Below are 24,701 nucleotides of genomic sequence, written 5' to 3'. Positions count from 1 at the left end.
TCGGCCGCCTCAGAAGGACCCTTCAGCGGCACCCGGAAACTGCCAGGAACTTCGGCCGTCGCCGGACCGGTCTCGGTTCGCCTTCTTTCCGTGCAAACCTCAAGGTTTTTGTAGGTTTCGGCCACGAGCATTGACCCATTCCGCGAACGCATTGGGGGTGGTCATGGATTCTCATACCGGCGTAGTTCCGGCAGGCGCATTGACCCGCCGCCAGTTTGGCTGGGTGGTCGGCGGTGGGGCTTTCCTGTTAGTAGCCGGAGGGACATACGGCGTTGTTTCACGCAGTGGACTTGGTGCGGTAACCGGCGCTGACACGGCATTCGGGAGGGTGTCTGTTATTCGTGCGGATCGCGTTGCGCGCCTGGATGCCGCGGGTCGAACGGCGGCCAGCAACCTGGTGGCCGGAGCGTCGCAGACCACCGCGGGCGACGCCGGTTTAGCCCGGGCTGCCGGGGGCACGGCCGGCACCGGCGGGCACGGTCATGGTGGCGCGCTCCTGGACCAGGGCGGCTGGCCACAGCCGGCGAACCTCACCTGGGGCGATGTTGTCGTGGTGGAGGTGGAGGTACATAACGGGGGACCGCAGCCTGTTCTGTTCAGCCCGGGCGAGTTGCGTCTGAGGCTGGCACCCTCGGGTACGACGGTCACCGCCCAGGACTCCGACCGCAGCCTGGGCGTTGTGGAGCCACAGACGACCGAGCACATGCTGATCAGCTCCCTCGCACCGCGCGATTCCGGGGGCTTGGAGCTGGAGCATTCGGACTCACAGAGGGACCAGCCTGTGCGCTTGGCCCTGCCGCCACTGAACACGAGCGAGGCCCTGTCATGAGCACCCTTGATATCCACATCAACGAGGGTTTCGTACGGATGGTGGACGGGTCACTGGTGTATCACCGTGGCTTCGGCGACCGGCCCACGCCTGTCAACGATCCCCGGCCTGCACTGGTGATGAGCCCCCGGGTGATCACCGCTGCCGGACGGGTGGTCGCCAGCAGGACCTACCCGCTCGGCGCCCCGGTACCCCCGGCGGGCAGGCCCAGGGCGTTGGGCCCTGATCCGGTGAACCGCAAGGAGTTCCTGGTGCGGCGGGGGTACTGGGCCAGCTTCTTCCCGGACCAGACGCTGATCGCCGAAACAGGCAGCACCATCCAGATACTGCTGCACAATCATCTGGCCCAACCGCACGAACTCCGGTTCCACCGTGCCGGTACCGCGGGCGCGGACGTCAGCTCGGGACCGGTCGCGCCGGGGAAGACCAAGCTCTTTCAGTTCAGCGCCCCGGCACCTGGAACCTATCTGTTCACCGACCCGGGCAACGAGCCCGTGGAACGAACTTTGGGCCTGTTCGGTGCCCTGGTGGTGATAGACCCCCGCAACGCCTGGCGCCTCGCCCCCGGAGCGGCCGAGTTCGAACGGCAGTGGCTGTGGATCTGCCACGACGTCGACTCCGAGTGGGCACGGATCGCCTCACGGGGACAGACCGTTAATCCGGCCACGACACCGGCCGTTCCCCGGTACTTCACCATCAACGGGCATTCAGGTTTTGAGGCGCTGGCGGTCAGCACCGACAAGGAACTGAACGAACGGCGCGAGGAGGACACGTTGGCCTCCGGGTTTCCCCGGGAAACCGATGTACGGAATTTCAGCGCCTCCCCTGCTCCCGGTGCCATCCGCACCGGGCAGCTGATGAGAATGGTCAACGCCGGGATCGTGGTCCATTCGCTGCACTACCACGGCAACCACGTGTGGACGGTGCGCGCCAACGGGGTCGATTTCCCCCGCTCCGGCGGCCGTGTTACCGGCGGTGACGTCGTCCTGCAGCAGTGGGAGGACACCGTCCAGCTGCAGCCGCTGGAGCGGAAGGAAGCCATGCTTCCCGTTCGCCGTCCGCCCGAGGTGGTGGACGCCGTCTGGGAAGCGCGGGACGAGGACTGGAAATACCCGATGCACTGCCATGCGGAACCGTCCCAGACCGCCGCCGGAGGGCTCTACCCCGGCGGGCTGGTCGCGGACTGGGCGCTGGCCGCCGAAACCATCCCCGACCCGGGCACGCCGCCCACCGCCGCGGATCCCCATGAGTTGTTCCGCAGCCAGGTGGACTTCGCTTCGGACCAGCCCCATGAGGGCGCTCCGCAGACGGAGCATGCCCTGCCGCCGGACGTTGCCGTGGAGTTCGACTTCTTCAACCGGAAAATGCCGTTCCCGGACGGCTCCGAGCACGAGGTGTGGAGCTTTGAGTCCGACAAACTGGGGCGCCAGCTACCGGGCCCGTCGCTGCGGCTAACGGAGGGCCAGATCTTCCACGGCACGGTCAAGCCGGGCAAAAGGGTCCACACCATCCACTGGCACGGTCTCGAACCCGATCCCCGCAACGACGGCGTGGGCCACACCTCCTTCGAGGTCACCGGGCATTACACCTATCAATGGCGGCCGGAGGTGGGCGTGCCCGGCAACCCCAACCGCGGGGCCGCGGGAACCTATTTCTATCACTGCCATGTCAACACCCCGCTGCACGTCCAGATGGGCATGTTCGGGGCGGTCATCGTCGATCCACCCCCCAGCATCGCCTCTCCCTGGCCGGCCGGGACACGGCGTCATTCTGTGAACGGTCCCCTGTATGACATCGCCACGGAGACCCTGATCGGGCCCTACTCCCTCGATCCGCGGTGGCATGAACTGAACCACGCCGCAGGGCTCTCGGGCGAAGACGTGGGCCTGAACCGCTTCGAGCCCAGGCACTTCTTCCTCCTCGGCGGGGCACTGGCCAGCAGGCCGGTCGGTGATGACATTGTCTGGAGCATCTCCTCCATGCGGGCAAACGTCGCCAGGGGAAGCAAGCACCCCACGCTGGTGCGGATGGTCAACATCGACTACTTCCCCACGCTCACGCGCTTTACCGACGCAGCAGGCCGGCCGGCCCCCATCGCGGAACTGATCGCCCACGACGGCCGCCCCTTCTGGAACACCCCCAACCCGAACGGGCCCGCGGTGCACCCGTCAGCGGCCGGCCAGGCCCTGCTCACCAGCCTCATCAAAGCCAGTGCAGCCGAGAAGTACGACTTCCTGCTCCGGCCCCCCGCCGCGGGAAAATACACCATTTCTGTTGACTTCCTGCACTGGATCACCGGGCAGAGGCTCGCAACCAAAACCGTCACGATCACCGCCACCTGACCCGCTGCCCTCGATCAAAAAAGCTCAACAGCAGCACTACGCCGACTTGGGGTGGGCCGCTACATACTGGACGTTGAGCCGAAGCAGCGTTGCGGATGAAAGGAAGGCCTGGAACATGGGGCGTTACCTAGCCATGCCATCCGCTGGCCGGCTGGCGCACCTATCACTGTCAGTCCGTCTTAGACCGGGCTCCGTGCTTTCGGGCCATGGAAACACGTTCTTCCGGAAAACGCTGTGAATAGCCAATAATCCCCTTGGCGGCAGAAGGCAGCGCAGGCCTGTAAAGTGTCCCCCTTGTTCCGATCAGCACACCACCGTTGCGGGGCGATCACCTGCCTCCGCAGCCCGGACATCATAGGGTTCACCGGGTTTCCGGAACCCGCTGGCGTCAAGCTGCCGGTATCTGGCCGGGAAGTTAAAAGCCGTATCAGGTTCCGGTCAGTGCGCCGGGCGAGGCAGGGCACACCCTCCGTCCATGCCAAGCCCGGCGCCCCCCCCTTCCGCTTCCGGAGCGCCGACGCCCACCGGGCCCCACGTCACCGAAGCGGCGTCACGGATTGGACTGGAAATCCCTCTCACCAACAACGTTGCCTGGGACAGAAGATTAGAGGCCTTCAAGGGCAGGGACACCGCCCAGTACATCGCAACGGTTATTGCCCTGGCCAGCCGCTGCACAGCAGACACCGCGGTCACGAACCGGCTGCCCATCGATAGCGACCCGAACGAGGCCACGGCGGACGAAACGGACGCGGGGACGCTCGGCGAGGCGCGCGCGCACCGACCGGCGCACCTGCACCCCGGCTTTGTGCTGGTCGTCATCACCGGAGGCGTGTTCGGTGCCCTGGCCCGTTTTGGGCTCAGCACCGTTCTGCCGTCCCCGGGCGGGTGGCCGCTGCCCGCGCTGATGATCAACCTGGCCGGGGCTTTCCTGCTGGGCGTGCTGCTCGAGGCGCTGGTCCGCCGCGGCCCTGACACCGGCAGGCCAAGGGTGATTCGTCTGCTCGCCGGGACCGGGTTCATGGGCGCCTTCACCACGTACAGCACGCTGGCCCTGGAAACGAACACCCTGCTCGGCTCCGGAAGGACCACCGACGCTTTGCTCTATGTGGCTGCCACGCTGCTGGGCGGCGCCATAGCAACGGTGGCGGGGATCCGGGCTGCCGTCGGACACCACGCCCGGATGACCACCCGGCGCCGGGATGCGACCCTCCGCCCCGACCGGCACGAGGGCAGCCGGTGAACGCGCTGACCATTCTCCTGCTGGGCCTCGCCGGCGGCCTCGGCGCCGGAACGCGCTTCGTCGTCGACGGGCTGGTCCGCTCCAAAATCCGCACCACCCTGCCAATCGGCACCGTCGCCACCAACGTCACCGGATCCTTCCTCCTGGGACTCGTCGCCGGTGCCGTGATCGCCCACGCCGCCCCGGTCGAGCTGCAGGCCATCGCCGGTACCGGGTTCCTGGGCGGAGACACGACCTTCAGCACAGCCAGCTTCGAGACCGTCCGGCTCATCCAGTCCCGCCGTACCCGGCTGGCCCTCCTGAACGGCATCGGCACCGCCGCAGCCGCGATTGGGGCCGCAGCGGCAGGCCTGGCCCTGGCAAGCCTCCTATGAGACCGGCCAGCCACCGAACCACACCCACGAATCAGACCAGGGAGCGGAAGTGCCGGAAATGAATCGAGAGCAGGTCACGACGGACGGCACAGGGAAAGCCCGGCGGAACAGGCTCGGGCCCATGGGGTTCGTGCTGGCCTTCGGCGTGGTCGGCATGCTCGCCGACGTCGTCTACGAAGGTGCCCGGTCCATCACGGGACCGTTCCTGGCCACCCTTGGCGCGTCCGCGGTCATGGTCGGTTTCATCACCGGGTTCGGGGAGGCCGTGGCCCTGGTCCTGCGCCTGGGCACCGGCCCCCTGGCGGACAGGACCCGCAAGTACTGGTCGTTGACCATTGCCGGGTACGCGGTGACCGTGGTCGCCGTACCGGCACAAGCTGTCAGCACGGTAAGCGCGGCGAGCCCAAGCAGCGATAGGCTCGGGCGAGACCGGTAACAAGAACTTGACTGGCAGGCCGCCAGAAACGATGCCACAATCCACGGCCGGCTGATCTCCTCGGGGAACCGCCGCGACTATTGAATGGGACCCCCCGGGCGGCGCGGTGGCCGGTGCGGAGGGTGAGGGCCGGGATGCGGGCCCGGCGGCCGGGGTACGTGCTTACGTAGATGCGGTGGCGGGGCCGGCGGGCCGCCATGCTGCAACGGATGCGGGGGCCGTTGCACTGCAGCCCGCAACCTGGTGGCCTCGATCCGTCCTTCCTCGCCCACGGAATCGGCCGTAGTTTCGGTCAGCATTGCGTCCCCGGCTGCCGCCGTTGAGTCGTCCGGCCCCGATCCTGTGGAGGATCCTTCATTGGATGCGCCGGCGTCGAGACCGTAGTAGCTGTAGAGCTCCTGTTCCTGCGTCTCCGTGATAGCGCCGCGGTCGCTGTCGATGCGGGGGCCGTTCTTCACCGTGTCTTTGGCGAAGGCGACCCTGATCACGGATTCCTCGAGGCTGGCACCGGAGAGCGGGGCGAAGGATTCGGACATACCGAACAGGCCTGTCCGCACGGTGACGAAGACTGGCTCCGCGGAATCGCCGCTGGTGAAGACTTGTTCCACGGAGCCAATTTTCTCCCTGGTCACGTCCACAACGATGCCTCCGTTGAGGACGATATTGTCAATGTCCTGCAGACTGAGGATGAGGCACATCCTTTCGTGAGGGATTCCGGTGATACCGGCCGACCCGTCCTATATTTTGTCCTGATTCGTCGCTTCCGGCGACAGGGTTCGTTCCAGGCGCCGGCCACTGAACTGACCCACTGCCCAGAGCCCACTGCCCAGAGATTTACGTCCCGGTGGCTGCCAGTGCCGCCACCGCCGCGAGCACGGTCAGGGGTGCGACGATCAAACCGAAGAGCGCGTAGCCCTTCCAGGTAATCAGCACATTCATCCGGACAAGTCGGTCGTGCCAGAGCAGCGTGGCAAGGGACGCCCACGGCGTGATGAGCGGACCGGCGTTGACTCCGATCAGCAGGGCCGCCATGCGCTGCGGCGTCTGCGCCAGTGGCTCGGCCAGCAGGTAGGCAGGCAAGTTGTTCAGCACATTGGAACCGGCGGCGCCCGTTGCGGCCAGCCTGACAAGATCCAGGAAGCCCTGGCCTTGCCCGGCGAGCTGGCCCACCAATACAGAAGCGCCCAGATGCCGGGCGGTTTCCATCACTAGAAAGAGTCCGGAGGCGAAAAGCAGCAGGGACCACGGAACCAGCGAGACCCTGAGCACCCGCGGCCGCCGGAGCGCGAACACCACACCCAGCACAACAGCGGCAGCCAGGGCGGGAATCCAGACCGGAGCCCCGGACACCAGAGCCGGCAGCAGCAATGCCAGCACGAGGGCGGTGGCGCCGAGCAGGACCCGGTCAGCCGTTGCAGGCATCGATCCTTCGCCGAATTCCTGATCCGGTCGTATCCGCACGACCGGGATCCGTGAATAGCGCTTACGCAGATCGCGGCGGAAGACGATGCCCACGAACACCACTGGCACCAGAATGGCCGCAAGGGACGGGGCCCACATCAGGGCCGCGAAACCGGCAGGACTGATACCGTTCAGGCTGTGCTGCGCGAGCAGGTTGGTCAGATTGGAAATGGGCAGCAGCAGGCTCGCGGTGTTGGCCAGCCACACAGTCATCAGGGCAAAAGGGAGCGGCGGCAAGCCAGCCTGCCTGGTCACGCCCACCACAACCGGGGTCAAGAGCACCGCGGTCGTGTCCAGGGACAGAAAGATGGTGCTCAACGTTGCGAACACAGCGAGGAACAACCACAAAACAACGCTGTATCCGCGGCCCCAATGCCGGAGCCGGCGCGCAGTCCAAAGGAAGACGCCGCCCTCGCTCGCCAGCTCCGTCACCACGGTCATCGCGACGACAAACAACAGGATCGGAGCCACCCGGTCAATCAGCGCCGCCAGATCGGCCAAGGGCAGCGCCCCGGTGACCACCGCCACGGCGCCAGCCACCAGCAGAACCGCTCCAATGATCGCCAAACGCATGAACGGAGTCTATTCCCCAACACGAATCGCCAGACCGCAAACCCCTGTTCCTGCCGACAAAGGTGGACGGCAAGTGGCTCAGGTGGGTACCGTTCGGGCCGTCCTGGCGGGCTTCAACCAAGTTGACATACTCATACTGTTCATCACCTCACCATGAATGCGCCCGCCGTTGTTGACCTAGATGCCGTTCTGACTGGCCCACTCTCGAGGGGCCTTAGTGTCCGTATCACTGGAAGATCTACGTGCCGTTGTCTCCCGGCCGCCGGACTCACGGCCCGCTCAAATGAGTCGCTTCATCGCTTCACGAGCTCATTTGACTGATCTACATTGAGATCATTCTGGTGTTCAATGCCAGCACGAATATGCAAGCATGTGGGCCTTCCCCCTGGCACCGGGATGACCCACACTTTTCGCAAGGAGTTTTGTCCCCGCGTCGGAGAAAGGCACGTCATGGTCTCTCTAATCTCCCTGGCAGCGATCATTGGACCGCAGGACCTCAAACCCACCGTCCCGGCTCCCCGGAGCATTACGCCCGTGGACCTGCCGAAACTTGCAGACCTCTATCAGTATGCCTATGCGGACGGAACATCCCGTCCGGACAGTGAAAAAGCGGCCGGCAGGATCAGGGCGGTCTTCGACGGTATCCACGGAACCCCCATCCCGCAAGCTTCCCTGTTGACCGCTGACGCCGATGGCCACATCACCGCCGCCATCGTTACTACCGAGCGCGCCCTCGGAAGCGATGAATCCAGAACGGCTTTCATCGCCGAACTTTTCACCCACCCCGATCACCGCAGGCAGGGCATCGCCGAAGACCTGCTCAGCCATGCCATGCAGGCCCTCCACGATTTGGGACACAAAACCCTTGCGGTGACCGTAAACAGCGGCAACGCGGCCGCCATCGCTCTCTACCTGTCCCGAGACTTCCGCCGTCTGACCCAAGCAGCCCACCCGCGCCCGACAGGCTAACGCCCTGCTCGCGGGCCTGCTCCAGCAGCGCCTCCGCGAGCTCCTTCTGATCGATGATCTCTCCGGTCATGGGACCGATCATCACTGCAGTCTCGGTCATAGCCTTGCCTTTCGGTCAGGCCACGCCGTTCCACCGTTCTTCTTACAGTTCTAGTCGTTCCCTATGGGCTCCGATGGCCTGCCCAAAGCCGACCCGTTGGACCTCAAGGGCTTCGCAAACTCGAACGTCGGCGCCAACCCGGGGAACATGTCCGTGTTCAACGAGGCATGAAATGAAATGGGAGCCGAGGCCAGAGCGGCACAGGTCCGCAGGGCAGTTGACTATCTGCTGCGCGGGCCGCAGCCTAGGGAAAGCTTGTGGCGCGACTATTCGACACGCATGTCCTGACATAGGAGAATCCGTAGGCCACAGGCGTCTCCCGTCCGGTGTCACGTCTTGTAAGCCTTGGGATACGAGATGTCTCACCGATTGGGCAGTCGCCTCACATTCACCTTTCGCGGAACGAGTACCCAAGTTTAAGCTGTTAATTTCCGAAGTCGTCTGCACGGAGGTTACGTGAGGGGAGGAGGCTCCTGACATGAACACCGAGCCATCAGTGGGCCTCCGCTTTTGAAAGCGGAAGACTTACGGCCGTTACGGCCTGCCAATGACATAGACATTTGGTGAATCGTGAAGCTACGCCGGCATCTTTATGAGTCACCGCGGCCGATTGCCGTAGCGTGGGAGCGGTCCTATCATGGTTGCACCGTTTCCTCCCTGTACCCGAGCAGGGACGCTTTTTAAGGGTCGCGAGTGCCATGGCGAAGAATCCTTTCAGGCATCGGACGCATGAATCGGACAAGCCGAAGAAGCCTGAGGAGCATCACGGGCTGCATCTGACCGAGTGGCTGAGGCGAGAGGACGAGGGAATGGAACGCAGCTACAGCAGCATCTTCCTCAGCTACCATGACCGGCCGCTTCCACCGGAGAGGACTTGCATTCAGGGGCATGAGATCCCGCCGGGGCAGGATCACTGCTCGCACGGGCATCCCGTCGGATAAGGACGCGCTTCAGCCCCTACCTCGATGGCGGGGTCCTGGTAGTGGGCATTCTCAGCAAGTATCTCTACATTCCCCGACGTCCGGCCCGTCACCGAGCAGTCCCCCGCTCATCCATGCGTGCTGCGTGTCCTTCTGGCCGGGGACGACAGGCGCTTTCTCAACTGGCTGGCTCGCAGAGCCTGTCCAGGGTCTCGTTGAGGGTCGACTCGATCTGGCCGTTCATGAGGTCCCGCTTGTTCTGGCTGGACGGGTCCTCGAACTCGGTGGGCATCGGCGGCGTAGTGACGGTCATCGCGGCCTGGTAGCGCCCGTCGTCGCTGCTGACCGCTACCGTCTGGTAGTCCCAGAAGGAGCCCCGGCCTTCGTGCCGCGACTCGATCGAGCATCCGTCCGCGTGCTCCCACACACCCAGCCCGTACGGGGCGAAGCCGGGGCTAGTCTTCATCTCCCGCAACGACGCCGCAGAGAGCGCCCGTCCCTGGAAGAGGCCAGCCATGAAGAAGTTCAGGTCTTCCACGGTCGACACCGCTCCCCCTGCCGGATTGCCGACCGCGAAGGTGTTGTCTGTGGTGTCGACGCGTTCACCGCGGAGGGTAACGTAGCCGTGCAAAAGTCCGGCCTCGTGCGGGTCGATGCGGTCCAGGCTGGTGTTCTTCAAACCGAGGGGGTCAAAGACCTGCTCGCGCATGACTTGGACGAAGGGCTTGTGCCGCAGTGTCTGGATCAGGAGGCCGAGTGCGAGGTAGTTCGTGTTCGAGTACGCGAAGGACCCAACATTGGCCGAGCCCCAGGGGAGGGTCCCGGCTAACTGCAAGCCCCGCTCCATCGTGAGCGTCCTGGAGAGCACGGGACGGAAGTCAACATCGCGTGGCAGGGCATCGTTGACCTCAGGCATCCCGGATGTGTGGCTGAGCAGTTGCCTCACGGTGATCGGAGCGGGAGGCTTGAGTGCGGACGTGAACCCGGGAATGACGTCATTGACGGGATCGTCGAGGCCGATGAGGCGGTCGTCCACGAGCTTCAGCACCGCCACGGCCGTCATCGTTTTAGTGACGCTTGCGATCCCCACCCGGCCCGTCGGCTGAGCCGGGGTCATGGACTCGAGGTCGCGCACGCCGTAGGCCTTGGACCACTCCCCCTCCGGCCACCGGATCTGTACGACGGCGGCCACCGCGCCTTGGTCCATGAACATCTGAACCTGTTTCTCCAAGGGAGCCAAGGGATTCGGTGAGGTTGGCGACGGTGTGGTGTCGTTTGTCGTGTAGGTACAGCCAGAGACAGCGAGGACGATGGCGAAGGCCACTCGCCTCCAGACGTGATTCTTCGTGCTCATTGCGGGCCATCTGCTCGGGCCTAGATGACGACAGGGTCTTGGCCGCCTGCGACACCACGTCCGGCCAGACCTGCGACGGCGCCGTCGCCCCAGCACCTCAATAATAAGGCGGGCTCCCGTGATGGGGGAAGCAGTGGCCCGGTAATCCAGCAGGCCCAGTGACTGGCCCGGGTCTTCCTTAGGAGGAGAGTCGCCTATCTAGACCCCACAATGCGGGGAGCGATGTTGTGGTTGAAGCTGCAACACCCTGGCGTCTCACAACCCTAGGGATTCGGGATACAGGGGTTAGTAGACACCGAGTTTGGATGGGGAACCTCAAACGGGCGCTTTCTCGGGCCCTTTGTGCTTTTCGGCCAGGGTGAGATTGGCCTACCGGCAGCCCAGAGCTGCTTCCTGACTATGCGGCATCATCCTCGGTTGGCCCTCCCATTCGACGTCGCGTTGGCTCGACTGGCTGACCGTGGCTTCCTGCCCCTTGTCGCTCAAACAGTGAGCGATTTCCTCATCGCCTTTCGCGCAGCCTGCCAAAAGGCCGCCGTGCGAGTCGATGCTGACATCTTTGCGCGCGTTATTCGGCTCGACGAAGCTTTCCGATCACATCTGCTCTGTGTTGCGGTCAATGATGTGGCCCTGGCCAGGGTGCTGGACAGCGCTTGCGCCGGCCGGTGCCGCTGCCGTGGGGATGGCGTTGTCGACGAGGACGGCTGCGATGGCGGCGGCGGTGGCGAAGGTGTCGGCGTCGAGGACTCGGCTGCGGGCCGAGGCGCCATCCAGGAGCAGCGCCAGTTGCTCGCCGAGCCGCTCGGGGTCCTTGGCGCCGGCCTCGCGGGCCGTTTCGGTGAGCCGCGCCGCAAATGCCTTCTTGTAGTCGTGAGCGAGTACGCGTGCTGGATGGCCCGGGTCCTGGATTTCGACGGCCGCCCCGATGAACGGACACAGGGGCGAGTGGACACGGTCAAGCAGGAAAAGGGCGCGATCGACGTGCTGTGGGCAAGCGCTGGGACGGGCGGGCAGGGCAGGCTCGGCGAGATCACCGCAGAGCAGTTCGACGCCGCCTTCTCGCTGAACGCGCGCGGCACGCTGTTCACGGTTCAGAAGGCACTGCCTCTGTTCAACGACGGGGGCTCGATCTTCATGACCGGGTCAAACGCCTCGCTTCGGGGCTACCCCGATTGGAGTGTGTACGCAGCCAGCAAGGCCGTGCTGCCCGCCTACGCACGGGTGTGGGTGTCCGAGCTGAGGGATAGGAAGATCCGGGTGAACGTGCTGACCCCCGGCCAGGTCGGCACGCCGATGATGATGGCGGTGATGGACGCGGAGATGAAGGCGCAATTCGAGTCTGTGATCCCGCGGCGAGAGATGGGCCGCACTGAAGAGATCGCGTCGGTCGCGTTGTTCCTCGCCTCGGACGACTCGAGCTACGTCAACGGCATGGAGCTGGTCGCCGACGGCGGCACCACAGTGATCTGAACCGCACACCAGGAATGCCGCGGGCACATTCCGCAACAGCCAGTCGCCACAACGACCTTATCTCGAAGGCGCACGAACGAGACAGAGCGACACCTCCAGAACAGGAAAAGAGCACACCTCATGAGCAGCATCACCTTCATCGGTACGGGGAACATGGCCTGTACCATCGGCACCCTCGCGGTGGCAGGCGGCAACACCGTCGAGATCATGGGACGCGATCAGCCCAAAGCCGATGACCTGGCCAAGGCCCTGGGCGGCGGCGCGACGACGGGTAAGTGGGGCGCCGTCCCGGCCGGGGACATCGTCATCACGGCCCTGTTGTACGACGGTGTCGTTCCGGTCGTCGCCGAATACGGAGACGCCCTCGCGGGCAAGGTCATCGTCGACATCAGCAACCCCTTCAACGCCGCGTTTGACGGACTGGCCCACAGCGAGGAGACCTCGATCGCGCAGGAAGTCGCCAAGGTGGCCCCGGCCAGCGCCAGGGTGGTGAAGGCATTCAACACCGTCTTCCGTGGTGTCCTGGAGAAGGGCCGGCCCAACGTCTTTATCGCTGGCGACAATGCGCAGGCCAAGGCAGGCGTGGCCGCATTCATCGAGAGTCTCGGGCTGCGCCCGCTGGACGTTGGCGGCCTGAAAATGGCGCACTGGCTGGAAGGAGTGGGCGTGGTCACGGTGGGCCTCGCCAGCAACGGGGTTGGCCACTGGGACTTCGCCCTCGGCGTCAACGAATTTACCGGCTGAGCTCCGGGGGCAGAGCAGTCGGCGGACTCGAGGACCTTGACTACGACACCCTGTGGGTCGGCAGCCGCCTGGTCACGACGGTTGATGTGGACAGCAGCTATGTGGCCCACAGGCCACAGATGACCCGCTGCCTCGGTCTGGTGCTGCTGTTCACAGTTTCAACCGAGCGACCCGCGGGTCCATATTCAACCGAGCGATCCGCGGGTCCAGAGCAGTCACTAGGCACTGAGCTACCAGAGACACCTCCACCCGTCCGTGACTGCCCGTAAGGCGGTCCTCTGGCGGCGGCCTGTCCCCGCGGTCCGGCCGGATTCGTCTCATGTCCTGTGTACCGAATCCCTAGGGATTCGGGACACAGGGGTTTCGAGACACCGAGTTGGATGACGACAAGGAGTCGGCCGCTCGCGCGTGGATCCGTCATCGAACAGGGACGCCGGAGGACCAGGCGGGCGGTGAGCTGGGTCGGTGACGTGGGGCTGGCCATTCCGAGGGACCGCGACGGTTGGTTCACGCCGCAAGTGGCTCCCGCCGCACCGGGGGACTGGATGAGATGGTATCAGCATCCAGGCCCGCAGAACACAGCCAGCCGGGGGTTTGGCCCGCGTCGGCGAGTCTGCGGACCTTGCGCTCCTCATCGGCACAGGCAGTACGGGCAACCAGTGGCTTGAATACACTTCATTCCTCCAACCACCGCTTATGCGCCTCCAAACCGCTGGTGCTCCATACCTTCCTTTGAGGGGCACGGGACTCGAATTAGCCCAGTGAGTCGCAGATGTTCACTTGCCGGGCGGCTCCGCTGAATTTGCGGACCTCCGTATTCGTGTCGAGCGATACGGCGTAGTTGACGTTTCCAGTCACGAATACGGGATCGAAAAGCGTTGAGTCTCCTGGATCATTGGGGACGAACAACAGGTTGTTTCCGGTGGCCTTGACTTCAAAGTAGTCATCCTGGCCGGGCCTTTCGGTCCTCGTGAAGAAAACCGTTCCCGTGGCTACGTATTTTACGGAGGCACCAACTGGGTTGCCGTCGCCGTCCAATGCCGTGGCCGTGAACTTCAGGTTGGGAGAGATGACCGTGTGATTACCGAGCGCCGGCCCGTTGACCTTCTCCTTGCCGGTCACGACGAGCTGAACACCGAAATCGCACAGAACCCCAGGATCGAAGACTAGGGTCCCCGCGTTCGGATTTTCGTGAGGCGGTGCTGCCGTTGCGGGGAGAGCCGATACGCCTACGCCTAAGAGCGCCAATGAAAACGCGGCGGCAGCACGGACACGATTGTTGTTCCTTTTTTGCATGGGTGTCTCCAAACGTCTACGGCCAGAGCAGGCCAGGAAATCCTATGTGGGAGGGATGCGCAGGAATCGCTGCGCTTTGGATGCACGGCCCCGTCTTCTCTTTACGGCGGCTGAGGCGTCGGGCTACTCCGGAATTCTTTCGTTAGGAACGGAATCTTGTGGTTCCAAACGCGGGAGCCGGATGCTTCAAGGCCCCACAGTCATGCTGCGACCTTGGAAAAACCTTGGGACGCCGCGTTGCCTGAGGCCACCCATCAGAGGTCGGCCGTGATCTCCGCCCGGTTTCTCTCCGGGCCGGGTGCAATGCACAATCGCCGTCGTCGCGGTCGTTCAGTCGGTGAGACCTCTCATATCCCAAGGATTGCGAGACGCCAGGGTGTGGGAGTCGGGGCGCCTTCACCGGCAAATCCCCTAACCGGCCCGCCGGGGACTGTCTGACCACCGGCGCATCCGGGGCTGGACGGACACGCCGGCCCGTGGTTTCCACCCGGGAAGGGAACGAATAGTTTTGTGGCGCGGGGGATGGTGCCCGGGTTATGCTCAGCGCGGGTGGTCAGCGTCGACCACCAGCACGTGAGCGGTCCGCGCGGAAGCCGCTGTCAGGGCCCGTCCCGTACCTGAAAGGCACGCGCTGCCCTCCTGAGCGGCACGTTGGCCGCACCCTCTCACGCTGCAGGGGCAATTAACCTCGCATCCCTGACCGGCACCGTCCACATCGTCCTCCCGCCCAACCCGGCCCGGGTACACACCAAACTGATCCAGGTCAGCGCGTCCAACGCCCAAACCAGCTGTAAGGCCCGCGGCGCCGAACAGTTCACCCTGAACACCGCCACCGAAACGTTCACCGGCAGCTACCCCTTCACCCTTCCGCCCAACCCCGTCCGAGTGGGGCTGGCCGCAAGTCCCTAGGACAGATCGACGAACGCGGGGAGGAAAGGAACATCCGACCGTCCGCACCGCGAGGAGCCCGCGCCGACGACTTCTGACAATCCGTGCAGAGGACTTCTGAAATGACGGGGACCTGATCCGGATGCGCACCCGTGAGGGAATGGCGGGCGGCTGGAAGGCAAACAGCCAAAGTTATCCAAGACGCAGCGCAGGCACCTCCTGATGCCCCCACCTTGCTGCCGTCGGGGACCGTCCCTCTTGGGTTGAGGCCGACGAAACTCCAGCAATCGCCGCGACCCTACACCTGCTCAATCCTTTGCCCACGTCTCGTATCCCTTGGGATACGAGACGTCTCACCGACCGAGCAGTCACCTCGACTGCAGTGGCTCAATTTTCGTGGAATCATAAGCGTTCGCCCGCGACCGGGCGATTCTACTAAGAAAACGAAGGTGACCTCCCTGCGGAAAGTGGGGTGAGGTTGGGCTCGAATCCGAGCGAGAGCATGCGGCGTTAGAGGCGTTTCCTGGCGCGTCGGGGTTCGTTTTGTCGTAATGATCGACGCCGAGTTCGTCATAGGCGACTCCGTCGTGGAGCATGTTCCAGACGATGACAAGCAGCGTGTGTTGGAGAGCGACTACGGCACGAAGGGCACCGGCATGGGATTGAACGCGGCGGTATTTCACGGCGAGATAGGTTGTTTTTGATCGGGAGACGGCCAGCGCCGCGATACCCAATGCGGCTTTGAGGTAATGGTCGCCGGGTCTGGTTTGGGTGGATTTGATTCGTCTAGGGGACTCGTTCTGGCTCGGACACACTCCCGCCCACGATGCCAGGTGGCCCGCGGTGTCGAACACGGTCATGTCGACGCCAGCTTCGGCGATGATGACGTTAGCGACATTCTTCGATATCCCGGGGACGGTCACCTCTCCCGGGCCAAGGCGAAAGGTTGCATCACCGTGTCGATGCAGGCGTCGAGGGCTTCGAGGTCGCCTCGAGCTGGTCGATGCGGTCCACGTGCAGCCGCGCCATGAATGCGTGGTGGTCGGTGAAGCGCCCCGTGAGGGCTTCGACGAGCGCCGCGGATTTGCGGCCCATCGAGCGTGCGCCAGCGAAGCCAAGGTCTGCGGGTCACGTTCTCCGGATATGAGAGCGTCGAGGATGCTGCGGGCGGATCGGGTGCTCAGCGTGCTGACAACCGAGGACAACTTGATGCTGGAGTCCTCCAGCCCCTTTTCCAGCCGTGGATATTCGCGGGTGCGCTCATGAGTCAGGTTCGACCTCGTCCGGGTCAAATCCCGCAACTGGCGGATCGGCTCGGGCGGCACGAAACTGGCCCGCAGCAGATTGTGGGCGGCAAGCTCCGCCAGCCATGTCGCGTCTGCAACATCGCTCTTCCGTCCCGGGATATTCCGCGCAGCTTTAGCGTTGACCAGTTGCACATTTAGCGACTCCGACAGCAGGAAGTAGAACGGTCTCCAGTAGTCGCCGGTGGCCTCCATCACCACCACGGTCACCGCGGCGGCCTCCAGATCACGGCGCAGGCGCATGATCTCATTCGTCGTCGACCCATATGTGGTCACTGTCCTACTGGACGTTCCTGCCCGCGCTCCTGGTATCCGGATGCAGACCTTCGCATCGCGTTTGGAAATATCCATCCCGGCGGCACGCTCGTGCACGATGTCCATCATCTACTCCTCGCATCCGGTGCAACAACACCACCGGCTGGTGGTGCCGGGTGCCGCGGGAAGGGCGGGGAAATGATTCAGGAATCTACTAAACGGGCTCTTCAAACCCGCTGCTGCTGGGCTTGCGGCACCAATCCACGGTTCCCGTGGAAGCCCTCCACACCACGCTCATAAACAGGCTCTAAGCACTAAGAATCACCGGCGTCGACCGCGGCACCGCCATCATCCGCCGCTACCCAACCCAGCCACAAGGCCGTTTTCTCAAAACCACAGCGCAGCGAAGGTGCTACACAGCTCGTAACTATGTCGCATAACCTTCTGGTTGAATCGGTGTGTTCATCGGTAATTGTGAGACACGTTAGAGCGCCATGACGAAGCTAATCGGCTTACGCTGGCGTCTCGATGCGGCAACAGTTCACCGCCGTCAGGTAGTCACTTAGCAGGCTGGCCATGAACGGATATGAAAAGAGCATCCATCCAGCAGCGGACCAAAGACTGGACGTCGCGCAAAGAGAGTGCAGACGTCATGCAGTAGACGCCAAACGTAGCCATGAACAGGTAAAGTCCCCAAAACACAGGGTGCAGGATGAAAGGTGGTGTGACTTTCATGGGCCAAATGTACGGCGATGCCGGCTCCAAGTCGGGCACGTAACCGGTGTCAGAGCAGCGTCGGGAGTCCGGCAGAAGCGATTCTCGAACAGCTGGGCACAAGTCATGCCGCACTCCCCCAGACCCACCATGAACAGGCAGAACAGCAACCACGAACCGATAAGGAGAAGCCTGGTGAACACCCAACAACCAAGAAAAGAAAACCCACCAGAATTTTTCTCAGGTCATGTTGCCCCAGCCAGTCACGCCCATGAACAAGTAACCAGCACCAAGACCGCCGACCAGGCAACGAAGGAGCCACCAGGCCACAGCACCGGCCACCAATGAAAAGGCCCCCGAAGGGGCCCTTCACAGCACAAATTGTCCACGCTTAGAGGCTAAAAAGCCTCTGAACAGGGAAAACACGTGCCCGAGGTGGGACTCGAACCAGCCGCTCCCCCTGAAAATCCGCCGCTCCCCCGAAAACATCCCCAATCCGGCCCGGTCCGACGCCGGTACAACCGAATCCGAAGCCCAGGGTGTGCACATTGTGCACACCCTCTTTTTGAGTCTTTTGGAGCACCAGGCAGCGACGTGCACAGTCCGGAGGGCGTGGGGAATCCTTCTCCTCGCCCTCCATCATTCAGCCTTCCACCGATGCTTCCGAGCTCAGCCGGAATGCGACGCACGACGTTGGCTGAGCATTTCTGTGCGGGGCAAGCCAAGGGCTGGGAATCAACGAACGTCATAGCGTTGCGGCCTCCTTCGAACATCTCATAGTCAAAACAATCAACGAGGCCATGACTAGAACCTTCGCCCAGGATAGCCATAGGGCCAGCGCCTCAGCATGACTGAATCATGGTTATCGACTCTTCTATGGTTGTCAATGCAGTAATGGCTGGGGACTGTTGGCATTGAGTGTGCGGTAGATCCTTCGGGCGAGGTAGCGTTTCACACACCGGCGGATCTCCTTCTTGGTTCGCCCTTCTGCTCGCCGTTTTGCTACGTATTCGATGGTCTCTGGGTCGAATGCCATCCTGGTTAGAGCAACCATGTGAAGGGCTTTATTCAGGGTCCTGTCGCCGCCGCGGTTGAGCCTGTGGCGGACGGTATTTCCCGATGAAGCGGGAATGGGGTTGACCCCGGCCAGGGATGCGAAGGCCGCCTCGGAACGTACCCTGCCCTGATGAGACCAGGCGGTCAGACATATGGCTGCCGTGACGGGTCCGAAGCCGGATTCCTGCAGCAGCGGCGCGGCTTCGCTTACCTCGACCAGTTCGGTGATCCGGGAGCCGTTGGCTTTGATCTCAGCGTCAAGGTCGCCGATGCGCTTGGCCAGTCTGACCGCTTCAGAGCGGGCCACCGAGACGGCAAGAGGTTCTTCACGGACCCGCCATCGGGACACCTCCAGTATCTGGCTTCCGGTCAACGAGCTGCGCGCGTCCAATCCCAAATCATTGATCCGGAGCAGGGCCGTCAAGGCGTTCACGGTCCTGGTCCTGTCGGTGGTCATTGAATGACGCGCAGTGACCAGGACCCGCAGCGCTGCGCGGACCCCTTCGTTCAGCCGTGGCCGGCGCAACTGCTTCTCTTCCAAGGCAAGGACGGCAGAAGCGATTCGATTCGCGTCCAACGGATCCGACTTGCCAATCCCACGACGCGGCAGGGCGTCCATGCGCGTGGCTTCGGCGACCTGGTAGCCGGCAGCTGCGACAGCCCCGGCCAGCACGGCACCATAGGAAGCCGCGCCCTCGATCACCCACAAGGTGGCCAGATCGGCTTCGGTGCGACGAGCGACCCAAGCGATGGCGCGGCTGATTCCGGCGCCCGTTGTGGGGAACTCCCGGGTTTCGAGGCGCTCACCGCCGGCCGTGGCAATGATGGCATACACGTGCTTCCGGGCGTGGGTGTCGACGCCCACGACAAACGGGTGGGAATACGCAACGATAGTCATAGCGGCACTGGCACCTTCCTCATTTCGCGGACATGCTCAGGCCCGTAACGGGCCGGTACCAGTCCGGGTAGAGGTCACTTCGGAACAGCACCGTGACGAGCCACGCCCCGCACGGGGGCGGACAAACTTCTGATCAAGTCACCGAGGTGGGCCGGGCAGGTGCCGGCCGCCCACCCAACGGACGGACATGTCGATAACAGGACACCCGGACGGGGCCAAGCGTTTAATGAGTCACGTCCGCGGGGCGGAACGGCCTGCAACTACTCTGCCAGCCAATCCCAGACCAGCCACCCCAACCCTCACAGGCGTTATAAGTTCTCCGGAAACGCGGGGGCGTTGCCCCATTACTGGCCGAACTGCTCGCGAATCTCGGAGGACTATGGCCGGTGTTGGTCTTTCATGCAACCATGCGGCAATGAGAAGTGAGAAGGACGTCCTTGCCATCATTGACCGGGCCAGGGAAGAGATGATTTACATCGGGCCTGACCACCCGTACTACCCATTGTTGTCGGACCTGGTTTCGGCAATCCAAGATGCCTGGCAGCAGGGCTACAACAGCCACCAAGCGGGCAGGTCCAGCATCAATCCTTATCGCTGGAACGAGGCAGGATCATGACTGGGTCTTCCGGCGCGCACCTCCCTCTGGGAAGATCGCCCAAGGCACGGTTGGGGATCTTGCGGACTGAAGATTGTGCGTCCAGATCCTGGTGTCAGGCTCACGGCCGGCCCCGGGCCTCCCCTGCTTTGCTGTCCTGTTATACAGCCGGTGATAAGAAAGGCGCCAGAAATGACTGAAGAGCAGCTTCCCGACCAAGCACCCTATACCCGCCGGGATGACGTCCCGACTGACCAGAGCCCAGATGCTGCTTCCGCTTTGGAACGCCCTGTTTCCGGAGGACCGGACAATTACCCTGGCACCGCGGAGACCAACCCCGGCCGGGGACAGGAGGACCCTCTTCTGCAGGACGATACGGTGTCCGGAGAGGAAGAGGATTTCCTGAGCGAACAGCCTCTGCACGACGAAACCCAGCACGCCACGGACGTGCCGACGCTGGAGGAGGCTGCCGCCGACACAGAACTGGGCGAAATGCCCACCGGCGAAGAGGCCGAGGGCAGGAACGACCAGGCAGACTTCGGAGGGTCTCCGCTGAGCCAATTCGATCCGGAGGACCTTGAGCACTGACTCCTGTCCGGTCCACGAGGGGTGAATGTCCCGCTCGCAGCCAGCGAAAGACGGGCATGGCCCGGCCGCGACTGGTCGACAGTAGCAGCACCAGCCGAATTGCCCGCGCCGTGGGCCACTGGCAAACCCCGGTCGCCGGACTCCTCATCGTTCAAGTTGACGAAAGGCCGGTCACAGACTCTTCTATGGTTGTCAACGTAGCGATGGCTTGAGGCAGTTGGCATTGAGCGTGCGGTAGATCCGTCGGGCGAGGTAGCGTTTCACGCACCGACGGATCTCCTTTTTGGTTAGACCTTCTGCCTTCCGTTTGGCTACGTATGCGATGGTTTCTGGATCGAATGCCATCCTTGTTAGAGCAATCATGTGCAGTGCTTTATTGAGGGTCCTGTCGCCTCCGCGGTTGAGCCTGTGACGGACGGTATTTCCGGATGAAGCGGGAATGGGGTTGACTCCGGCCAGGGAGGCGAAAGCTGCCTCGGAACGTACCCGGCCCTGATGAGACCAAGCGGTGAGGCAAATGGCTGTCGTGACAGGTCCGAAGCCGGCTTCCTGCAGCAGGGGCGCGGCTTCGCTTACCTCAACCAGTTCAGTGATCCGGTAGCCCTTTGCTTTGATTTCAGCATCAAGGTCGCCGATGCGCTTAGCCAGCCTAACGGCTTCGGAACGGGCTACCGACACCGCAAGAGGTTCTTCACGGGCCCGCCAGCGCGACACCTCCAGTATCTGGCTCCCGGTCAACGAGCTGCGCGCATCCAACCCCAAATCATTCGTCCGGAGCAGTGCGGTCAACGCATTCACGGTCCTGGTCCGGTCGGTTGTCATCGACTGACGTGCACAGACCAGGACCCGCAAGGCCGCGCGGACCCCGTCGTTCAACCGTGGCCGGCGCAACTTATCCTCTTCCAAGGAAAGGACAGCAGAAGCGATCCGGTGCGCGTCCAACGGATCCGACTTTCCAACCCCACGACGCGGCAGGGCATCCATGCGCGTGGCTTCGGCGACCTGGTAACCGGCGGCTGCAACAGCCCCGGCCAGCACGGCACCATAGGAAGCGGCGCCCTCGATCACCCACAGAGTGGCTAGATCGGCTTCGGTGCGACGAGCGACCCAAGCTATAGCGCGACTGATCCCGGCACCAGTCGCCGGGAAATCCCTGTTGTCGATCCGTTCGCCGCTTGGCACGGCGATGATGGCGAAGACGTGCTTCCGGGCATGGGTGTCGACACCCACGACAAACGGGTGGGAATAGGCAACGATAGTCATAGCGGTTCTGGCACCTTCCTCATTTCGCGGACATGGTCAGGGCCGTTACGGGCCGGTACCAGTCCGGGTAGAGGTCACTTCGGAACAGCACTGTGACGAGCCACGCCCCGTGCGGAGCGGACAATCTTCTGATCAAGTCACCGAGGTGGGCCGGGCAGGTGCCGGCCGCCCCACCCAGCAGACGGACATGTCGATAACAGGACACCCAGAAAGAGCCGGGGCCAAGCGTTTAATGAGTCACGACCGCCAGGGTGGAACGGCCTGCACTTACTCTGCCAGCCAATCCCAGACCAGCCACCCCAATCCTCACAGGCGTTCAATTGGGAAGCGTTCAAAGCAGATGACAGAAGGCGCCGACAAGAAAAGAAATAGGGCAACAAACGTCAGGTTGAGCTTAGTACGACACTCCTCCGTCTCTGACCCGCGGAAACGTCCGTCAGGAAACCGGGCCGTATGCCGTTGCTAGACCTCTTTGACCCGCCCTGCACCTGACCGTGTCTTCTGCGACGCCTCCTGCAAATCGCGGCTGAACGGCGGGCTCAGACTCCGTGGGGAATGTTGAAGGGCGTGATGACTTCGATTTGGGAGGCGTGGCCGGCGTCGGCCTCCGGTAGGGCACCGTGTGCGTGCATGAGGATTCGACAGCAGCGCTGGATGTCCTGCTTGAGATCGTGATGGAGCAGGGCCGACATGGTGCCTGAGCGCAGCAGGGCGATGTTGTCGGGGGCCAGGTCGTGGCCGATGAACACATGCGGTTTCCGTCCCGCCGCTTCGAATGCTTGAATGATGCCGGCGTTGCCGCCGCCGATAGAGTAGACGGCGCTGACGTCAGGGTGCGCGTCCAGGGCTTCGCCCATCAGCCGTAGCGCCGTCTGATCCAGTCCGTCGCTGGCGGGCAGATACAGGACCGCCCGCCCGGGATCCACGGAACGCATGGCCGAACGGAAACCCATCTCCCGTTCCTCCTCCCCGCGGAAGAAGTCGTTACTCACCGTGACGGCAACCGCTCCCGGGTTCATCCCTAACCACTGGTGGATCAGGTAAGCCGCCGTGGCCCCCGCGGACCGGTTGTCCATGCCTACATAAGCCACCCTGCTGCTGGCGGGGAGGTCGGTGACCAGAGTGACGACGGGGATCCCGCCCTCGGCAAGCCGGCTCACGGCAGCTCTAACCACCGGTACGTCCGGAGCCTTGAGGATGACGCCGTGGCTGCCCCGTTTGCCGATCCTGTCCAGCTCGGCCGCACATTCCTCGGCGTTCCATTGCTCGTGCAGGTGGAACCGGGCCCTGAACACTGCAGGCCGCAGCAGCGGCAGCACCGATTCCAGTGCGTCTTTCACCGAGGTGGTGAACCTGACGGGGGCGTCAGCAACTACGTCGATCATAAACCGCCGCCCCGTCAGCTCCAGTTGGAGCCGCTGGGCCTCCAGATCCCTGATGGCCTGGCGTACCTGCCCGGCGGTGCTTTGCCGCACGCCCGGACGATTGTGAAGGACGCGGTCCACGGTCGCGTCACTGACCCCTGCCTGGCGGGCGATTTCCCTAACCGAGTACGGGTGCGCCATCGGGGTCCTTGCGATTGGTCAATGAAGTTTTCCTGAGGTGTTTCAGGGCTACCAAGACTCTCGCACCGGTTCCCGCAACCTGGCAAGAGATCCGATCCCCTGTGTAAAAAGCGCCGAATCCGAATTTGGACATGATGGATTCTTGAGGGATTTCAGCGTTGCGCTGGACTCATCGGATGCAAGAAGCTGGAAACCGCACCGGCGCTCATGCGAACACTGTTTCAAGCCGCATCACTGTTTCAAGGAGGAAACGCCATGACCACCACCGCATCGTCACACGCACCCGGAACCCACGCTCCACAGTGGTTCGGCCATGACAGCTGCAGGCTCGAGGATTTCGTTGTCATCGTCGGCGAAAAGACGAAGCTGGAGGACTACGCGTACGCTGACGCCGTCGAGCAGAACGCGCTCATTTACGGCAAGCGCCTACACAGCTATCTGGAGTCTCCCGAAGAGCGCGCTGACGTTCAGGCTGAACTCATCCGTGCCCTGACTGCCGGGCCGGGCATCGTCGTTTTCAAGCGCGCCTTCGCCGACACCGCCATCGTGGACCGCGCCACCGAAGCGTTCAACAGCATCATCGCCGAGCAGAAAGCCTCCGGCGCCGCCGCCGGCGACCACTTCGCCAAACCGGGCGCAAACGACCGCATCTGGGGCGCGCTGGACAAGCTGGCCGTTCGCGACCCGCAGGTGTTCGCCGAGTACTACTCCAGCGACATTCTGGCCCTCATTTCCGAGGCCTGGCTCGGCCCCAACTACCAGGTCACCTCACAGGTCAACGTCGTGAACCCCGGTGGTTCCGCACAGACCGCCCACCGCGACTACCACCTCGGCTTCATGTCCAGCGAGCAGGCCGCCCGCTACCCGGCCCACATCCACCTGCTCTCCCCTGCGCTGACACTGCAGGGCGCCGTCGCCCACTGCGACATGCCGGTAGAGTCGGGCCCCACCCTTTACCTACCGCACTCCCACAAGTACGACGCCGGGTATCTCGCCTTCCACCGTCCCGAGTTCACCCGCTACTTCGAGGAGAACTACGTGCAGCTGCCGCTTGAGAAAGGCGATGCTGCATTCTTCAACCCCGCCCTGTTCCACGGCGCCGGCCACAACAAGTCCACCGACATCCGCCGCATGGCCAACCTGCTGCAGGTCTCCTCCGCATTCGGCCGAGCCATGGAATCCGTGGACCGCACGGCCATGTCCGCTGCCCTGTACCCGACCCTTCGGCAGCTCAAGGCGGAAGGCGCCAGCGACAGGTTCCTGCGCAACGTCATCGCCGCATCAGCCGAAGGCTACGGCTTCCCCACTAATCTTGACCGCGACCAGCCGGTGGGAGGCATCGCCCCTGAATCGCAGGCTGAGCTGGTCTGGCGGAGCCTCCAGGAAGACGCCGCACCTGATGCCCTGCTTCGTGATCTGGAGGCCGCCGCCCAGCGCCGCCTCACGGATGGCCTGTGAGACCGCAGG

The 24,701-nt window shown here is 63.5% G+C and carries 20 protein-coding genes; 12 read left to right on the top strand and 8 right to left on the bottom strand.

Annotation, left to right across the window (positions count from 1 at the left end):
- Positions 1 to 328 precede the first annotated feature (328 nt).
- The 5 genes from QFZ23_RS11040 to QFZ23_RS11020 all read left to right on the top strand — a co-directional run bounded on the left by QFZ23_RS11040 (position 329) and on the right by QFZ23_RS11020 (position 5,221).
- Positions 329 to 829, top strand: a complete 501-nt coding sequence (locus tag QFZ23_RS11040) for a hypothetical protein (RefSeq protein WP_306922907.1) — start codon at positions 329 to 331, stop codon at positions 827 to 829.
- Positions 826 to 3,171: a multicopper oxidase domain-containing protein gene (locus QFZ23_RS11035; protein WP_306922905.1), complete on the top strand. Its 2,346-nt coding sequence runs from the start codon at positions 826 to 828 to the stop codon at positions 3,169 to 3,171. The genes QFZ23_RS11040 and QFZ23_RS11035 overlap by 4 nt, the downstream gene beginning before the upstream one ends.
- A 475-nt stretch (positions 3,172 to 3,646) precedes the next feature.
- Complete coding sequence (locus tag QFZ23_RS11030) at positions 3,647 to 4,411, top strand: fluoride efflux transporter FluC (protein ID WP_306922902.1); 765 nt, start codon at positions 3,647 to 3,649, stop codon at positions 4,409 to 4,411.
- Positions 4,412 to 4,416: 5 nt separating this feature from the next.
- Positions 4,417 to 4,785, top strand: a complete 369-nt coding sequence (locus QFZ23_RS11025) for a fluoride efflux transporter FluC (protein WP_373427931.1) — start codon at positions 4,417 to 4,419, stop codon at positions 4,783 to 4,785.
- Positions 4,786 to 4,834: 49 nt separating this feature from the next.
- Entirely contained in the window at positions 4,835 to 5,221 is a 387-nt protein-coding gene (locus QFZ23_RS11020; RefSeq protein WP_306922899.1) for a hypothetical protein, read from the top strand.
- A 77-nt stretch (positions 5,222 to 5,298) separates the two neighbouring features.
- On the opposite strand, the gene QFZ23_RS11015 is transcribed toward QFZ23_RS11020, so the two are convergent.
- Both QFZ23_RS11015 and QFZ23_RS11010 read right to left on the bottom strand, forming a co-directional pair.
- Positions 5,299 to 5,853: a hypothetical protein gene (locus QFZ23_RS11015; protein ID WP_306922898.1), complete on the bottom strand. Its 555-nt coding sequence runs from the start codon at positions 5,851 to 5,853 to the stop codon at positions 5,299 to 5,301.
- A gap of 202 nt (positions 5,854 to 6,055) precedes the next feature.
- The gene (locus QFZ23_RS11010; protein WP_306922896.1) at positions 6,056 to 7,255 is read right to left on the bottom strand and encodes an SLC13 family permease; all 1,200 of its coding nucleotides are present in this window, start codon (positions 7,253 to 7,255) and stop codon (positions 6,056 to 6,058) included.
- A gap of 348 nt (positions 7,256 to 7,603) precedes the next feature.
- Between QFZ23_RS11010 and QFZ23_RS11005 the strand changes: the two genes are divergently transcribed.
- Entirely contained in the window at positions 7,604 to 8,224 is a 621-nt protein-coding gene (locus QFZ23_RS11005; RefSeq protein WP_306922895.1) for a GNAT family N-acetyltransferase, read from the top strand.
- 1,198 nt (positions 8,225 to 9,422) lie between these two features.
- On the opposite strand, the gene QFZ23_RS11000 is transcribed toward QFZ23_RS11005, so the two are convergent.
- A complete protein-coding gene (locus QFZ23_RS11000) occupies positions 9,423 to 10,457 on the bottom strand; it encodes a serine hydrolase domain-containing protein (RefSeq protein ID WP_306922893.1) in 1,035 nt (344 codons plus the stop codon).
- 630 nt (positions 10,458 to 11,087) lie between these two features.
- Here QFZ23_RS11000 and QFZ23_RS10995 point away from each other — a divergent pair.
- Together QFZ23_RS10995 and QFZ23_RS10990 are read left to right on the top strand one after the other, a co-directional pair.
- On the top strand, positions 11,088 to 12,068 hold the full coding sequence (locus QFZ23_RS10995) for an SDR family NAD(P)-dependent oxidoreductase (RefSeq protein WP_306922892.1): 981 nt from the start codon (positions 11,088 to 11,090) through the stop codon (positions 12,066 to 12,068).
- Positions 12,069 to 12,188: 120 nt separating this feature from the next.
- Positions 12,189 to 12,812 (top strand): NADPH-dependent F420 reductase, encoded by a 624-nt coding sequence (locus QFZ23_RS10990; RefSeq protein WP_306922889.1) that lies wholly within the window; start codon positions 12,189 to 12,191, stop codon positions 12,810 to 12,812.
- Between the two features lie 753 nt (positions 12,813 to 13,565).
- Here QFZ23_RS10990 and QFZ23_RS10985 read toward each other — a convergent pair.
- Positions 13,566 to 14,108, bottom strand: a complete 543-nt coding sequence (locus tag QFZ23_RS10985) for a hypothetical protein (RefSeq protein ID WP_306922887.1) — start codon at positions 14,106 to 14,108, stop codon at positions 13,566 to 13,568.
- 651 nt (positions 14,109 to 14,759) lie between these two features.
- On the opposite strand from QFZ23_RS10985, the gene QFZ23_RS10980 reads away from it, so the two are divergent.
- Positions 14,760 to 15,017, top strand: coding sequence for a hypothetical protein (locus QFZ23_RS10980; RefSeq protein WP_306922885.1), 258 nt, complete (start codon positions 14,760 to 14,762; stop codon positions 15,015 to 15,017).
- A 347-nt stretch (positions 15,018 to 15,364) separates the two neighbouring features.
- Here the strand turns inward: QFZ23_RS10980 and QFZ23_RS10975 are convergent, their stop codons facing one another.
- Positions 15,365 to 16,681, bottom strand: coding sequence for an IS110 family transposase (locus QFZ23_RS10975; protein WP_306922884.1), 1,317 nt, complete (start codon positions 16,679 to 16,681; stop codon positions 15,365 to 15,367).
- A 1,471-nt stretch (positions 16,682 to 18,152) separates the two neighbouring features.
- Complete coding sequence (locus QFZ23_RS10970) at positions 18,153 to 19,223, bottom strand: IS110 family transposase (protein WP_306922881.1); 1,071 nt, start codon at positions 19,221 to 19,223, stop codon at positions 18,153 to 18,155.
- A gap of 415 nt (positions 19,224 to 19,638) precedes the next feature.
- On the opposite strand from QFZ23_RS10970, the gene QFZ23_RS10965 reads away from it, so the two are divergent.
- Positions 19,639 to 19,839: a hypothetical protein gene (locus QFZ23_RS10965; RefSeq protein WP_306922879.1), complete on the top strand. Its 201-nt coding sequence runs from the start codon at positions 19,639 to 19,641 to the stop codon at positions 19,837 to 19,839.
- Positions 19,840 to 20,010: 171 nt separating this feature from the next.
- The gene (locus tag QFZ23_RS10960; RefSeq protein WP_306922877.1) at positions 20,011 to 20,406 is read left to right on the top strand and encodes a hypothetical protein; all 396 of its coding nucleotides are present in this window, start codon (positions 20,011 to 20,013) and stop codon (positions 20,404 to 20,406) included.
- A gap of 192 nt (positions 20,407 to 20,598) precedes the next feature.
- Here the strand turns inward: QFZ23_RS10960 and QFZ23_RS10955 are convergent, their stop codons facing one another.
- Both QFZ23_RS10955 and QFZ23_RS10950 read right to left on the bottom strand, forming a co-directional pair.
- Positions 20,599 to 21,669 (bottom strand): IS110 family transposase, encoded by a 1,071-nt coding sequence (locus QFZ23_RS10955; RefSeq protein ID WP_306922875.1) that lies wholly within the window; start codon positions 21,667 to 21,669, stop codon positions 20,599 to 20,601.
- Between the two features lie 539 nt (positions 21,670 to 22,208).
- Positions 22,209 to 23,234 carry a LacI family DNA-binding transcriptional regulator gene (locus QFZ23_RS10950; protein ID WP_306922874.1) on the bottom strand — a complete coding sequence of 342 codons (1,026 nt, stop codon included), beginning with the start codon at positions 23,232 to 23,234 and terminating at the stop codon, positions 22,209 to 22,211.
- A 255-nt stretch (positions 23,235 to 23,489) separates the two neighbouring features.
- Here QFZ23_RS10950 and QFZ23_RS10945 point away from each other — a divergent pair, with 255 nt between their 5' ends.
- A complete protein-coding gene (locus tag QFZ23_RS10945) occupies positions 23,490 to 24,692 on the top strand; it encodes a phytanoyl-CoA dioxygenase family protein (protein ID WP_306922872.1) in 1,203 nt (400 codons plus the stop codon).
- Positions 24,693 to 24,701: the final 9 nt, after the last annotated feature.

It is taken from the genome of Arthrobacter globiformis, from assembly GCF_030818015.1.
GTDB classification, from domain to species: Bacteria; Actinomycetota; Actinomycetes; order Actinomycetales; family Micrococcaceae; genus Arthrobacter; species Arthrobacter globiformis_C.
The sequence above is the reverse complement of the archived record's forward strand: the minus strand, read 5'-3'. Positions and strand labels throughout refer to the sequence as shown.

Coding starts and splice junctions, on each gene's coding strand:
- QFZ23_RS11035 (WP_306922905.1), top strand. CDS start 826: ATGAGCACCCTTGATATCCACATCAACGAGGGTTTCGTACGGATGGTG.
- QFZ23_RS11030 (WP_306922902.1), top strand. CDS start 3,647: ATGCCAAGCCCGGCGCCCCCCCCTTCCGCTTCCGGAGCGCCGACGCCC.
- QFZ23_RS11010 (WP_306922896.1), bottom strand. CDS start 7,255: ATGCGTTTGGCGATCATTGGAGCGGTTCTGCTGGTGGCTGGCGCCGTG.
- QFZ23_RS11005 (WP_306922895.1), top strand. CDS start 7,604: ATGCCAGCACGAATATGCAAGCATGTGGGCCTTCCCCCTGGCACCGGG.
- QFZ23_RS11000 (WP_306922893.1), bottom strand. CDS start 10,457: ATGTTCATGGACCAAGGCGCGGTGGCCGCCGTCGTACAGATCCGGTGG.
- QFZ23_RS10990 (WP_306922889.1), top strand. CDS start 12,189: ATGAGCAGCATCACCTTCATCGGTACGGGGAACATGGCCTGTACCATC.
- QFZ23_RS10985 (WP_306922887.1), bottom strand. CDS start 14,108: ATGCAAAAAAGGAACAACAATCGTGTCCGTGCTGCCGCCGCGTTTTCA.
- QFZ23_RS10975 (WP_306922884.1), bottom strand. CDS start 16,681: ATGGACATCGTGCACGAGCGTGCCGCCGGGATGGATATTTCCAAACGC.
- QFZ23_RS10970 (WP_306922881.1), bottom strand. CDS start 19,223: ATGACTATCGTTGCGTATTCCCACCCGTTTGTCGTGGGCGTCGACACC.
- QFZ23_RS10965 (WP_306922879.1), top strand. CDS start 19,639: ATGAGAAGTGAGAAGGACGTCCTTGCCATCATTGACCGGGCCAGGGAA.
- QFZ23_RS10960 (WP_306922877.1), top strand. CDS start 20,011: ATGACTGAAGAGCAGCTTCCCGACCAAGCACCCTATACCCGCCGGGAT.
- QFZ23_RS10955 (WP_306922875.1), bottom strand. CDS start 21,669: ATGACTATCGTTGCCTATTCCCACCCGTTTGTCGTGGGTGTCGACACC.
- QFZ23_RS10950 (WP_306922874.1), bottom strand. CDS start 23,234: ATGGCGCACCCGTACTCGGTTAGGGAAATCGCCCGCCAGGCAGGGGTC.
- QFZ23_RS10945 (WP_306922872.1), top strand. CDS start 23,490: ATGACCACCACCGCATCGTCACACGCACCCGGAACCCACGCTCCACAG.